Here is a 14,117-nt window from a genome sequence, read left to right as displayed (position 1 = left end):
GCTCTGTTTTTACGACTGCTTCGCAGCCGGACGCAGGCTTCGCCAGCTGCTACAGGGAATGTGCTGGCGTAGGGGATTTATCAGCTTCCGCGCTTGCTGGTGATCTGCACCAGGCGGTTACCTTCGAACCGCAAGTACTGATACATCCCGCCATTCGGCCCGTAAGTCCATTCTTCGACCTGGAATTCTTCCCGTCGGTTAGCGCTGCGCTTATAGCCCAGCGGGTCTCGTTCGACGGGCTCCCCGCACTTCTGCAAGACCTCGCTGGAACGGTCCCCGATACTGATCAATTGACTGCCGCAGCGTAGGGTGTTGGCTGCCGAGGCATGCCCCGCAATCAATGTCAGCGCCAGGCTGAATAACACTTTGCGAATCATCACTCAGCATCCAGGTGCAGCGGCGTAATGACCCGGCCGTCGCTTTCTGCTTCGCCAAGGTTGGCGTCAACGAAGTAAACGCGGTCATCGGCCAGTTGCCCCTTGTCGACCAGATAATCCTTGATGCTGCTGGCGCGGTCCTGACCCAGCTGACGTAACAGCACGTCACTCGAACTCCAGAACTTGATAACGCCTTCGCGCATTTTCGCGGTGCGTTCTTCCTTGCCCAGATCCTTCCACTCGGCAGGAGGTTGAGTCTTCAGGCGTGTGCGGTAGATCCCTTCCAGCAGTGCGCCCTTTTCGCCGTCCGGCACCTCCAGAAGAGAGGCTTGGGCCGGCACTTTGTCGCCGCGACGCTGGAGCATCTTGTAGTAGTTGTATTGGTATTCCCGCTCCAGACGTTGCTCGGCGATCAGCGGGCCGTCACTGCTGGCCGCCGCAGTCCCTTCAATTTCCAGGCGCAGGGCTGGGCGTTCCTTGAGGGCCTGGGACAGTTTGATCAATGCCTCTTCGGCATCCTTGCTCAAGTCACTTGAACCTGGGGCGAAGGAGACGGTGCCCAGATCCTGCGAGCCACCACCGCTGACCAGTCCGCCGATCAATTTGAAGGGGGCGGCAGCCGCTTTCACGATCAGGTTGCGCAGGGTTTGCCAGACGATCGGCATAACGCTGAACTGGGGGTTGTTGAGATCGCCAGTGACCGGCAGTTCGATCGAGATCTTGCCGTCGACGTCTTTGAGCAGCGCAATCGCCAGTTTCAACGGCAGGCTCACCGCATCGGGGCTGTCGACTTTTTCGCCCAGTTGCAGCTGTTCGACCACCACTTTGTTTTCGGCTTTGAGCTGGCCCTTGGTGATGAGGTAATGCAGGTCGAGATTAAGTCGACCCTTGCGGATGCGGTAACCGGCAAATTTGCCGGAGTAGGGCGTCAGTGTGGTCAGTTCCACGCGCTTGAAGCTGGTCGCAATGTCCAGGCTGGCCATCGGGTCGAACGGGTTGACCGCGCCCTTGATGGTCACTGGCGCATAGCGGTCGACCTTGCCCTTGATGTCGACGGTGGCCGGTTTCATCTGGCGGCTGTCGATGGTGCCAATCGCACCGTTGAGCTGTTGGATGGCGGTGGCAAAGTTTGGCGTCAGGCTGAAGTCGGCGAAGTTGGCCGACCCGTCATTGATGGCAATGCCGCCAATGTGAATGCCAAGGGGTTTGTCCTTGCTGGCCGGTTTGGCGGCAGTGGATTTACTGCCAGAGTCGGCCGGTTGCGGGATCAGCAAATCATCGACGTTGGTTGTGCGGTCATCGTTGATCATGAAGCGTACGTAAGGCTGGAACAGGTTGACCTTGTCGATCGACAAGCTGTCGCCATGCTGATAATTCAGACCTTCGACCACGACCTGTTGCCACTTTAGAAAGTCGCGGGTCTTCAGGGTATCGAGGGTGTGCAGTTGATCGATCTGAGCCCGACCGGTGACGCTGAGCGCGAGGGGCTCGGTGCTTTTCAGGTCGACAGCCAGGTCACTGCCCAGCATGCCGCTGCGCAGCTCGAGGCGAATAAAGGGGTTGATGTAGGACTGGGCGACACGCAGGTCGATATCTTTGGTTTGAACCTGGAGCTTCGCACTGACCGGCGCCAGATTGACGATGCCTTGCGCGGTGAGCTTGCCTTGCTTGCCGATGCCAGTGTCGAGCTTGAGGTCGAAAGGCGAGCCGTTGAGGCTGTCGAAGTTCTGCAGATCAACGTTCAGCGGTCCGACGTCCAGCGCCACGTTGGGCTGAGCCTGACGGTCCGCCAGGTGCACCTGGTAATTGCGCAGTTGCACGTCTTTGAGCAACACCTGCCATGGCTTGCCGGGCGCGGCAGGTTCAGGTTTCGGTGAATCGGCAGCGGCGGGTGTGCTGGCGGGTTCGGCGTCGGCTTTGACTTTGGCCGCCGGTTTGGACGGCTGGCTGGCGAACAGTTTTTGCCAGTCGAGCTGCCCGTCTGCTTCGAGGGCTGCCCAGGTTTCCAGTTTCTGGCTGCGAATCTTGCCGACCACCACTTGCTGCTTGGCCACGTCGACGGTGGTCTCCGTGACATCCAGACGCTCAAGTTTCGCCAGAGGACGACCGTCCGGGGCTTTGATGGCAAAGGGCGCGACACTGACCGCGACGTTGCTCAACAGCAGCTCGGTTTCCTTGGACAGGTTGAGTTTGTAGTCAGTGCTGAGGTTTACAACGCCGTTCTCAAGCACCAGTGGCAAGGCATCGCGAACGTAGGGCCAAAAGAGTTTCATCTGGCCGTTCGTGATTTTCAACTTACCTTCGGATGCAATCGGGATCAGGCTGAAATTGCCCGTCCAGTCAATTTGACCGCCTCCTGGCCCGACCGCGACCAGAGTCATGTCGGCGCTGTCATCGGGCAGGGTGCTGAGGTTGTTCAGTTCGAAATCGAGTTTGTCGTAGAGAAACTCAATGGGTTCGCTGGGCCGCGCATCCTGGAAGTGCACGTAACCATCCGCGAATTTGATGCGCTCTATACGCATCGGGAAAGGTTTGGCGTCAGGGTCTACGGGCGTCGGTTCACTCGCGGGCAGTTTGAACAGACCGATCAGATTGAGCTGGCCTTCCTTGTTGAAGAGGATTTCGGTCTTGGCTTTGTCCAGCTCGATATCGGACAGGTGCAGTGCTTTGGTCCAGAGGCTGTCGATCTGCAAATTGGCGTAGAGACGTTCGAAACCGACTTGTTCCTTGCCTGGCTCACCGAGGGTCAGCCCCCACAGGGTCACTTCAAGGCTGAACGGGTTGAGTTCGATGCGTTGCAGATGCGCGGGCACGGTGGCGTAGCTGGCCAGTTGCTGGTTGGCCACCCGAAGCACAATGCCCGGCAAAATCAGAAACCCCAGCAGGCTGTAGAGGGCCAGAGCAGTCAACAAAGCGCCAATAGCGCGAATCAATCCTTTGGGCATGTGCGGCTTCATCTGTCTGAATCGGAGTGCCTTGGAGTATGGCACGCGTTTCTGGTTCCGAAGTGAACAGGCTTTATGGGATTTGTCTGAAAATGTCGGCAGATGTCAGAGCTGCAGGATCAGCGTTTTCAAGGGAGGCTGCTGGTCCATCGACGGGAAATCGGCGCCGGGCTTCATCACGGTCCACTCACGAACCGGCCGTCCAGCCTTCTCGGCACAACGCAGTACCTGCTCGCGCCAGTCGTCCATGCTGACTTTCGCCAGGTTGTTGCAGCAGATCAGCACGCCGTTGTCGGCGGTGGTCAGCAGCGCTGGTTTGAGCAGGCTCTGGTAGTCGCGCAGCAGGTCGACGGTGCCGAACGCGCTCTTCGCCCATGCCGGTGGATCAAGCAGCACCAGGTCGTACTGACGTTGTTCCAGGCGCTGATAGCTTGGTAGTTTCTGCCCGCGACGCTGGCTGATCGGCAGACCGGCCAGTTGGCGGATCGCCGGGAAATAATCGGACTGGACGAATTCCATGGTCGGCAATTGCGGGTTGAGCAGGCCATTCTCGCGACCGACTGCCAGGTTACCCTCGGCAAAGTCCAGGTTGCACACTTCGCGCGCGCCACCGGCCGCAGCACTGAGGCCGACACCACAGGTGTAGGCGAACAGGTTGAGTACGCTTTTGTTGCTGCTGTGTGCCTTGACCCAGCCACGGGTGTTGCGCAGGTCGAGAAACAACAGCGGGTCCTGACCCGCGTGACGACCGCGGACCCGGTAGTTGAGCCCCCACTCGTGACCGACCAGGTCCTGCAACGCGGCTTCGTCGGCTTGGTAGACCGTGTCTTCGCGGTCAATGCGTGAGTTGCCACGGGAGCGGTCGTTGTAGACCAGCAGCGTTTCAACGCCCAAGTGTTGATTGATCGTGGCATGCAACTGCAGCAGGGCGTCGCGTTCCAGCGCTTGGTGGAAGCTTTGCACCAGCAACTGTCGACCGTAACGGTCGATGGTCAAACCGCCAGCGCCTTCCTGGCTGCCATGGAACAGTCGGTAGCAATCGGTGCCTTGCTGATGCAGTTCGGCAAGCAGGTCCTGGCGCTGATCGAGGGCGGCGCGCAGCGCCTGATTCAAGGAAGACATGCTGGGCGCCTTGCAGGAGGTAATTTGGCGCGGGAGTTTAACACTGTGTGGAAGGGGATTGCCTGTGGCGAGGGCGGATACCCGGCTCAGGTCAGTAAGCCCATCCGCCGCTTGGCCCGTTGGACCGAGCCGTTACGGACAGCCCAGCGCAACATCGGCGCGCTGCGATTGACACTGGCGCGGATCAGTTTTCGTTGCAGCGGGCTCTGGTGGACACCCAGCATGTCGCTGGCCCAGTCCGGCAGCAGGTCGATCCCGGCTTGCATCATCAACCCGCCGAACGGCTTGGCCAACCGGCTGGGGGATGGCGCGTTCATGAGCAGCCGCAACACCTCGCGACTGCGCTCATCGCACAGCAACTGCGGACGGATGCGCTCAAGGTAGTTGGCAATGTCTTGCCGCGAGTGAGGTACATCACGGGCGCCTAACCGTTCGGCGACCAAAGCGATTTCGTCGTAATAGCGGTCCTGATCCGCCAAGGACAGGTTCGGATTTCGATACCGCAGGTGCGCAGCGAGAAAGTTGCTGACTTCGGCCACATGAACCCAGGTCAACAGATCGGGGTCGCTGGCAGCGTAGGGGCGTCCGTCAGGCGCGGTGCCGGTGACTTGAAGGTGAATGGTGCGGACTTTCTCGATCAACCAGTCGGCATCTTTTCGTGAGCCGAAGGTGGTGCCTGAGATGAACTGGCCGGTGCGGCGCAATCGGCCGAGCATGTCCTCGCGAAAATTCGAGTGGTCCCACACCCCGGCCAGCGCCAAGGGGTGCAAGGCTTGCAACATCAGCGCGCTGATACCACCAATCAGCATGCTGCTGAAGTCGCCATGAACTTGCCAGCTCACCGAGTCGGGACCGAACAGGCCGGGATCACCTTTGGGGTTTTCCAGGTCAAGTTTGCCGAGGGACAGACCGGTCAGGCTCATGATCTGGGTTTCGATGCGACTGCGGATGTATTCCATGGCGACTCAATGGCGAAAAAATTACGGACCTGAAATCCCCCTGTAGGAGCTGCCGCAGGCTGCCATCTTTTGATTTTGATTCTGAAAAACAAGATCAAAAGATCGCAGCCTGCGGCAGCTCCTGCGGGGGGCATTCCGAGTCCAATGTTATTGATTCAGACGCTTATCAACCAACTCCTGAACCACACTTGGATCGGCCAGGGTCGAGGTGTCGCCCAACGTGTCGAGCTCATTGCAGGCGATCTTGCGCAGAATTCGCCGCATGATCTTGCCTGATCGGGTCTTCGGCAAGGCCGGTGCCCACTGAATAAGATCCGGCTTGGCGAAGCTGCCAATTTCCTTGCTGACGTGGTCCAGCAGCTCTTTTTTCAGCTGATCATTGGGCTCGGTGCCATTCATGGGCGTGACGAAGGCATAGATGCCCTGACCTTTTACGTCGTGAGGGTAACCGACCACAGCGGCCTCGGCGATGCTGTCGTGCAGAACCAGCGCGCTTTCCACTTCCGCAGTGCCGATGCGGTGCCCGGAGACGTTGATCACGTCGTCGATGCGCCCGGTGATCCAGTAATCGCCATCCTCGTCGCGCCGCGCGCCATCACCGGTGAAGTAATACCCGGGGTAGGGCTTGAAGTAGGTGTCGACCATTCGTTGAGGGTCGCCATACACGCTACGGATCTGCGCCGGCCAGCTGGACTTGATCGCCAGTACGCCGCTGCCGGCGCCCTTGATTTCCTTGCCCGTTTCATCAAGTAACACCGGTTGCACGCCGAACATCGGTTGGGTGGCGCAACCGGGTTTGATGCGCTGGGCGCTGACCAGGGGGCTGAGCATGATGCCGCCGGTTTCGGTCTGCCACCAGGTGTCGACGATCGGGCAACGCTGCTCGCCGACGACGTTGAAGTACCAGTCCCAGGCTTCCGGGTTGATCGGCTCGCCGACGCTGCCGAGCAGTCGCAGGCTCGCCCGGGACGTTTCCTTCAGGGGCTCGGGGCCTTCGCGCATCAGCGAACGCAGGGCTGTCGGGGCGGTGTAGAAGATGTTGACGTGGTGTTTGTCGATGACCTGCCAGAAGCGCGAGCTGCTCGGATAACTGGGCACGCCTTCGAAGATCAGCGTGGTCGCGCCGTTGGCGAGGGGGCCGTAGACGATGTAACTGTGGCCGGTGACCCAGCCGACATCGGCCGTGCACCAGAAAACCTCGTTATCACGGTAATCGAGCACGTATTTGAACGTCATCGCCGCTTGCAGCAAGTAGCCGCCGGTGGTGTGCAGCACGCCTTTTGGTTTGCCGGTGCTGCCGGAGGTGTAGAGGATGAATAGCGGATCTTCAGCGTCCATCGGTTCGGGCGGACAGTCATCGCTGACATCGCGCAATGCCTGGTGATACCAGATGTCCCGGCCTTCGACCCAGTCCACTTCGCCTTGCGTGCGCTCGACCACGATAACGGTGCTGACGTCCGGACAGCTTTTCAGCGCCTGGTCGACCTTCTGTTTGAGCGGTACGGATTTGCCGCCACGCACGCCTTCATCTGCGGTGATGACCGTGCGGCAATCGGCGTCGAGTATCCGGTCGCGGACAGAGTCGGGAGAGAAACCGCCAAACACCACCGAATGCACTGCTCCAATTCGCGTGCAAGCGAGCATGGCGTAAGCCGCTTCGGGAATCATCGGCATGTAGATGCACACCCGGTCGCCTTTTTTGACCCCACGGCTTTTCAGCACGTTGGCCAGGCGGCAGACGTTGTGGTGGAGCTTTTTGTAGGTGATCTGGGCGGATTCGGCGGGATCGTCGCCTTCCCAGATGATCGCAATTTGATCGCCACGTTGTTTCAGGTGACGGTCGATGCAGTTGTAGCTGACGTTCAACTGGCCGCCGGAGAACCAGCTGGCTTCACCTGTTTTCAGGTTGTAGCGCTGGACAGTGTCCCAGGGGGCGCTCCAATCGAGGAAGCGTGTGGCTTGTTCGGCCCAGAAAGTACTGGGGTGTTCGATTGATTGGCGGTACAGGCGCTGGTAGTCGTCTTGACTCAGATTCGCAGCCCGGCGGACGGCATCGGCTTCGGGGAACGTGCTGATATCGAACATGACGGTTCCTTATTCTTGTTTTGCGACAAGATATAAAGATGCGCCGAGTAGTGGATCGGTTCAAGTCAGACACAAACCAATGTGGGAGCGGGCAGGCCGCTCCCACAAGGGATTGCTTACGATCAGCCGCGGTGACGACCGCGGAAATAGTTGATCAAGCCTTGGGTCGAGGCATCGTCAGCCGGAGTTTCTTCGCTGCCGACCAGGCGGTTGTAGACGCCTTTGCCGAGTTCTTTGCCCAGCTCCACACCCCATTGGTCGAAGGCGTTGATGCCCCAGATCACGCTTTGCACGAAGACTTTGTGTTCGTACATCGCCACCAATGCGCCGAGACGACGTGGGCTGATGCGCTCCACCACGATGGTGTTGCTTGGGCGGTTGCCCGGGATCACCTTGTGCGGCGCGACTGTGTGAATTTCTTCTTCACTCATGCCTTTGTCGCGCAGCTCGGTTTCGGCTTCCGCTAGTGTTTTGCCCAGCATCAATGCCTGGCTCTGGGACAGGCAGTTGGCGTACAGCCACTGGTGGTGGTCGGAGACCGGGTTGAAGCTGACGATCGGCACGATGAAGTCGGCCGGAATCAGTTGGGTACCCTGGTGCAGCAACTGGTGATAGGCGTGTTGGCCGTTGCAACCCACGCCGCCCCAGATGACCGGGCCCGTTTCGGTGGACACTGGCGTGCCATCCTGGCGAACACTCTTGCCGTTGGATTCCATGTCCAGCTGTTGCAAATGCTTGGTGATGTTACGCAGGTAGTGATCGTACGGCAGGATCGCGTGACTCTGTGCGCCCCAGAAGTTGCCGTACCAGACGCCGAGCAGCGCCAGCAATACCGGCATGTTCTGTTCGAAAGGAGCGCTCTGGAAATGCTGGTCCATGGTGTAGGCACCGGACAGCAGTTCCTTGAAGTTGGACATGCCGATGGCCAGGGCAATCGGCAGACCGATGGCCGACCACAACGAGTAACGGCCGCCAACCCAGTCCCACATCGGGAAGATGTTTTCTTCACGAATACCGAAAGCCACCGCTGCCGCGTTGTTGCTGGATACGGCGATGAAGTGACGATACAGCTCCGCCTCGGAACCGCCCTGAGCCAGGTACCAGGCGCGCGCTGCCTGGGCGTTCTTCAGGGTTTCGAGGGTGTTGAAGGATTTCGACGAAACGATGAACAGCGTGGTCTCGGCACGCAGCTTCATGGTCAGCTCGTGGAACTCACTGCCATCGATGTTCGCCAGGTAATGGCAACGCACGCCTTTCTGGGCGTAGGACAGCAGTGCTTCGGATACCAGTTCCGGGCCGAGGAACGAGCCGCCGATGCCGATGTTGACCACGTCAGTGATCGGCTTCTCGGTGTAACCACGCCACAAACCGTCGTGGATACGGCCCACGAGATCGGTGATCTGATTCAGTACCTTGTGCACTTCCGGCATCACGTTGACGCCGTTGACCGACAGCTTGTCGCCAACTGGACGGCGCAGCGCGGTGTGCAGGGCAGGGCGACCTTCGGACGAGTTGACGATTTCGCCTTCAAACAGCGACTTGATAGCGCCTTTGAGGTCGACTTCGTTGGCCAGACCCACCAGCAGGTTGCGGGTCTCGGCGTTGATCAGGTTTTTCGAGTAATCGAGAAACAGACCGCAGCTACTGAGGGTGAATTGGGTAAAGCGCTGCGGATCGGCATTAAACGCTTCGCGCATGCTGAAATCCTGCATGGCTTGGCGGTGATCATTCAACGCTTGCCAGGCGGGCAGAGCGGTCACGTCGTGAGGAGTGCGGTAGTACGCCATCGCTGCGGGTTTCCTTTTTACTTGAACGGCCTTTTGAACACTAAAAATACCGGATCGCTGCGGGTGGGCGTCCGGTCAACTGCGTCTTCACGTTTTCATGGCGCAGGGCGAATACAGTAACCTTCGCGCTGCGATCTGTCTTGACTTTGTCTGACCCGTCCCCGGTACTTTTTTATACATAAAGAAGAAGGTGAGCCGACAAACGGAAGGATGTGCGGGTTTTGGCTCGGTCAGGCGACCTGAACCGGGTAGGGGAAAGCTGAACCCGATTCACTGTCGAAGCAGTCGCGAATCTGCTGGGTCATCCAGCATCATGCTGGATGACCGACCGCACTTTCTACGCCGTAGCGTCGAGGTTGATGTGCAGGTTGTCGATCAGGCGCGTTGTCCCCAGATACGCGGCTACCAGAATGACCAGGTCCCGATCCTGCGGGGTTGCCGGACGCAAGGTCCGCGCTTCACGTATTTCCAGGTAATCCGGACGCAGCCCGGCGGTTTCCAGCTGTTTGATCTGGGCATCGATGAGCGCCGGGAAATCCCTGTCGCCCTGTTTGATCGCCTCGCCAATTTGCGTCAGGCCTTGATACACCACGGGTGCAACGGAGCGCTGTTGTTCATTGAGAAAGCCATTACGCGAGGAAAGCGCCAAGCCATCGGCTGCACGAACAGTAGGCTCGCCAATGATCTGCACAGGCATGTTCAGGTCATGAACCAGGGACTTGATCACGGCCAATTGCTGGAAGTCTTTCTGGCCAAAGATCGCCAGGTCCGGCTGGACCATGTTGAACAGCTTGCTGACCACTGTCGCCACGCCTTCGAAGTGACCGGGACGACTGGCGCCGCACAGGCCTTCGGAGAGCTGTGGAACACTGACGCGGGTCTGACCTTGCATGCCGTCCGGGTACATCTCTTCAACGCTTGGCGCGAACAGCAAATGGCAGCCCGCCTGGAGCAGTTTTTCCTGATCCGCAGCGAGGGTTCTCGGGTATTTGTCGAGGTCTTCGCCGGCCCCAAATTGCAACGGGTTGACGAAGATGCTCGCGACCACGAAATCCACTCGTTGAGTGGCTTTGGTGATCAGCGCGATATGGCCGCTGTGCAAGTTGCCCATGGTGGGCACGAAGCCGATGCGCTTGCCTTCGCTACGGGCGCGGGCGACGGCGGCTCGAAGTTCGCGTACGGTTTTTACGGTGTTCATGCAGAGAATCCGTGTTCGATACCTGGGAAGGTCGCCGCTTTGACGTCAGTGACGTAGGCAGTCAAAGCCGCATCAATGCTGGTCTGACCGGCCATGAAGTTTTTCACGAATTTTGGCATGCGACCTGTAATCGACAACCCCAGCATGTCGTGCATCACCAATACCTGGCCATCTGTGGCGCTGCCTGCGCCGATGCCGATAACCGGGATCTTCACTGCCTGGGTGATTTCTTCGGCCAGCTCGCTCGGGACGCATTCAAGCAGCAGCATCGCTGCGCCGGCTTGTTCCAGCGAGATCGCATCGGCACGCATTTGTCGCGCCTGGTTTTCGTTACGTCCCTGAACTTTGTAGCCGCCCAGGATGTTCACTGATTGAGGTGTCAGTCCCATGTGAGCGCAGACGGGGATGCCACGCTCGGCCAGCAAGCGAATCGAGTCCGCAAGCCACAATGCCCCTTCAACCTTGATCATGTGCGCACCGGCCTGCATCAACAGCGCGCTGTTGGTCATGGCTTGTTCAGTGGTGGCGTAGGCCATGAAAGGCAGGTCGGCGAGGATCAATGCGTCGGTGTTGCCGCGTTTGACGCACGCCACGTGGTAAGCCATCTCAGCGGTGGTCACCGGCAGCGTGCTGTCATGACCCTGCAAAACCATGCCGAGGGAGTCACCCACCAACAGCACTTCGACGCCAGCCTGATTGCAGGCGTGGGCGAAGGTCGCGTCATAGCAGGTCAGCATGGTGATTTTTTCACCTTTTTGCTTGAGACCTTGCAGGGTGGTCAGGGTAATGGCTGGCATGAAAAGTTCCTCATTCAGGCGCTGTGAAAACTACTGCGAGTAACGCGCGTGATTCTTCGTTAAATACAGGCGCACGGTCTGTTGTCGTGCTTTTAAGGCCTGGATTGCGCCCTTCAACGCCGTGTTGGCGGCAACGGGACGCCTATAGTCGTGAGGAGAACTCGGGAAGTCAATTGCGTGTGTTACCGCATTGTTACGCATGAGGTGTTACCGGCGTAACTGATGCGATTCAGCAGACGGGATGCGGCGGCGGCATAAGTGGGGGCTCCGCGTTTCTATAGGAACAAAGCTTGCTCGTGATAGTGACGTGTCAGTCGACATGCGTGCCGTATTTCAGTCAGCTATCGCGAGCAAGCATTGCTCCTGTAGAGGGATTTCATCAATTTTGGGGAATGCGCTCCAGCCCGACAAACGGGCAAGCCTGGAGTAATTCGCCAAGTACCCGGCCATCGGCCAAACGCAGGTCCGCAGGCGCCAGTTCGGCCAGCGGATACAGAACGAACGCGCGTTCCTGCATATGGTAGTGGGGGACTTTGAGGCGAGGCTCGTCGATCAGTCGATCGCCGAACAGCACGATATCGAGATCCAGCGTGCGTGGCCCCCAACGTTCGAGGCGTTCGCGCCCCTGGTCATTCTCGATGGCTTGCAGCGCATCCAGTAGCTCCAGTGGCGGGAGGAGGCTGTCGAGGGCCGCAACCGCGTTGGTGTAACGCGGTTGGCCGGGCAGCAATGAATCGCTTTGATAAAACGCGGAAACGGCGACCAGTTCGGTGCATGGCAGTTGCGCCAGCGCGTCGACCGCGCTGCGCAATTGTTCGGCGGGGTCAGCCAGATTGCTGCCCATGCCGATGTAGATGCGTTCCATGAATTACTCGCCCGTGGTGCTCGGTGCGTCGGCTGTACGCTTGCGCTTTGCGCCACCGCTACGGCGTCGTTTGCGCGGCGCACCGGTGCCTTCGTCTTTGCCACTGAGGTCGCGGATCATGTCACGGCGCTCGCTGTCGTTGGCGTCCTGATAATCGGTCCACCATTCACCGAGGCCATCGGTTTGTTCCCCGGCGCTCTCACGCAACAGCAGAAAGTCATAACCGGCCCGGAATCGTGGGTTATCGAGCAACAGGTCGGCACGTTTGCCGCTGCGCCGTGGCAAGCGCTCCTGCATGTCCCAGATCTCGCGGATTGGCATGGTAAAGCGCTTCGGAATCGCGATGCGCTGACACTGTTCAGCAATCAGTTCGTGAGCGGCTTCCTGCATCGCCGGTATCGGGGGCATGCCACGCTCTTGCAGACGCAGCACGCGCGCCGGCAATGCAGGCCACAACAGCGCTGCAAACAGGAACGCCGGGGTCACCGGTTTGTTCTGCTTAATGCGCAGGTCAGTGTTGACCAAGGCTTCGCTGATCAGTGTGTGCGTGTAGGTCGGGTTGTATTCCAACGCTTCGGCACTGGCCGGGAACAGTGGGTCGAACAGCTGCAAATCGACCAGCATTTCGAAGGTGTCTGCGGCATGGCCAGAGAGGAACAATTTGAGGACTTCTTCGAACAGACGAGCCGACGGTATCTCTCGAAGCATCGGGGCGAGTTCGCGGATCGGCGCGGCGCTGTGCTTTTCGATGCCGAAATTCAGCTTGGCGGCGAAACGCACGGCGCGCAGCATCCGCACCGGGTCTTCCTGGTAGCGCTGCTTTGGATCGCCGATCAGTCGGATCAGATGATTGCGAATATCGTGGACGCCGTTGGCGTAGTCGAGAATGCGCTCACTGACCGGATCGTAATACAGGGCGTTGATGGTGAAATCGCGGCGCTGCGCGTCTTCTTCCAGGGTCCCGTAAACGTTGTCGCGAAGGATGCGCCCGCTCTCATTGCGTGAGGACTGGTTGCTGTCTTCTTCTTCATTGTTTTGCGGGTGATTGGCGCGGAAGGTCGCGACCTCGATGATTTCGCGGCCAAAATGGATATGCACCAATTTGAAGCGACGGCCGATAATCCGCGCGTTGCGGAATTCAGCTCTGACCTGTTCAGGTGTTGCACTGGTGGCGACGTCGAAATCTTTTGGCGTGATGCCGAGCATCATGTCGCGCACACAGCCGCCAACCAGATAGGCCTGGTAACCGGCGTTCTGCAGGCGTTCGACGATATTCACTGCGTATCGGCTGAATTGCGACTTCTGCAGCGAATGTTGGCTGCTGTTGAGCACTTCAGGCGTACTGCGAATGTGTTGCGTATGACGCTTGGGAGAACGGAATGACTGGAACAACTTCTTCAGCATGGGATGCACTGTTTGAAGGAATGTTCGGCCATAACGAAGAATGACCGCATGATGGGCGGGGATTCTAGCATTTAGTCGGGGGATGGTGTAGGAAGCTGCGCAACGGGATGAAGGGCGAATGATAGGACAGCGACGACAGGGGCCGCATGATCGTCAAATCCCGGAAACTACAAGGGGAGCCGAAGCTCCCCAAGAAGTAGTTGCATGCTCTATTTTTATTATTGGTTTCGGGCTTTTTGTTTTTGTTAAGTGCCCTCGTCATGGAGATTTTTCTTCATGACCCTCCCAATCGGGAGCCAAGAGCAAACGGATTGCTTTGGTCGCTGTGCTGCAGTGATCTATCGATCCAACCAGTTCAGGCTCTGTCTTAGGACAGTTTTTGTTGTTCTCGGCCTGGTCGTGGGGCAAGCCCCAAATACAACGCCTCTCCAAAAGAATCAGTTAGCTGCGCCTCTCGCCGTCTTGTTTTTATTGTGCGTGAGTCGATTCGTCTTATTTTTATTGTCTTGTGCATTGCTTGTTATTGTTCTTGTACTAAACATATAGCAGGGTGCGTGCCAACTTTTGCGAAGCCCAGC

10 protein-coding genes are annotated in these 14,117 nt (G+C 58.6%); all 10 read right to left on the bottom strand.

Going from position 1 to position 14,117, the window contains the following annotated elements; genetic code table 11:
• Positions 1 to 80 precede the first annotated feature (80 nt).
• Positions 81 to 377 (bottom strand): DUF2845 domain-containing protein, encoded by a 297-nt coding sequence (locus tag H7698_RS21755; RefSeq protein WP_194692787.1) that lies wholly within the window; start codon positions 375 to 377, stop codon positions 81 to 83.
• Complete coding sequence (locus tag H7698_RS21750) at positions 377 to 3,334, bottom strand: DUF748 domain-containing protein (protein ID WP_194692786.1); 2,958 nt, start codon at positions 3,332 to 3,334, stop codon at positions 377 to 379. The genes H7698_RS21755 and H7698_RS21750 overlap by 1 nt, the downstream gene beginning before the upstream one ends.
• Positions 3,335 to 3,427: 93 nt before the next feature.
• Entirely contained in the window at positions 3,428 to 4,444 is a 1,017-nt protein-coding gene (locus H7698_RS21745) for a class I SAM-dependent rRNA methyltransferase (RefSeq protein WP_194692785.1), read from the bottom strand.
• An 86-nt stretch (positions 4,445 to 4,530) separates the two neighbouring features.
• Positions 4,531 to 5,403 carry an oxygenase MpaB family protein gene (locus H7698_RS21740; protein WP_194692784.1) on the bottom strand — a complete coding sequence of 291 codons (873 nt, stop codon included), beginning with the start codon at positions 5,401 to 5,403 and terminating at the stop codon, positions 4,531 to 4,533.
• A 147-nt stretch (positions 5,404 to 5,550) separates the two neighbouring features.
• Positions 5,551 to 7,488, bottom strand: a complete 1,938-nt coding sequence (acs, locus tag H7698_RS21735; RefSeq protein ID WP_162437817.1) for an acetate--CoA ligase — start codon at positions 7,486 to 7,488, stop codon at positions 5,551 to 5,553.
• A 122-nt stretch (positions 7,489 to 7,610) separates the two neighbouring features.
• Positions 7,611 to 9,275 carry a glucose-6-phosphate isomerase gene (gene pgi / locus H7698_RS21730; RefSeq protein WP_162437818.1) on the bottom strand — a complete coding sequence of 555 codons (1,665 nt, stop codon included), beginning with the start codon at positions 9,273 to 9,275 and terminating at the stop codon, positions 7,611 to 7,613.
• A 337-nt stretch (positions 9,276 to 9,612) separates the two neighbouring features.
• A complete protein-coding gene (gene panC, locus H7698_RS21725) occupies positions 9,613 to 10,473 on the bottom strand; it encodes a pantoate--beta-alanine ligase (protein ID WP_194692783.1) in 861 nt (286 codons plus the stop codon).
• Entirely contained in the window at positions 10,470 to 11,270 is an 801-nt protein-coding gene (panB, locus tag H7698_RS21720) for a 3-methyl-2-oxobutanoate hydroxymethyltransferase (RefSeq protein ID WP_162437820.1), read from the bottom strand. Before panB ends, panC begins: the two co-directional genes overlap by 4 nt.
• A gap of 379 nt (positions 11,271 to 11,649) precedes the next feature.
• A complete protein-coding gene (gene folK, locus H7698_RS21715) occupies positions 11,650 to 12,135 on the bottom strand; it encodes a 2-amino-4-hydroxy-6-hydroxymethyldihydropteridine diphosphokinase (RefSeq protein ID WP_162437821.1) in 486 nt (161 codons plus the stop codon).
• 3 nt (positions 12,136 to 12,138) lie between these two features.
• The gene (locus H7698_RS21710) at positions 12,139 to 13,539 is read right to left on the bottom strand and encodes a polynucleotide adenylyltransferase PcnB (protein ID WP_194692782.1); all 1,401 of its coding nucleotides are present in this window, start codon (positions 13,537 to 13,539) and stop codon (positions 12,139 to 12,141) included.
• Between the last annotated feature and the right edge of the window lie 578 nt (positions 13,540 to 14,117).

The organism is Pseudomonas sp. p50(2008), assembly GCF_015351605.1.
Classification (GTDB): Bacteria; Pseudomonadota; Gammaproteobacteria; order Pseudomonadales; family Pseudomonadaceae; genus Aquipseudomonas.
This window is presented reverse-complemented; position numbering and strand designations above follow the sequence as displayed.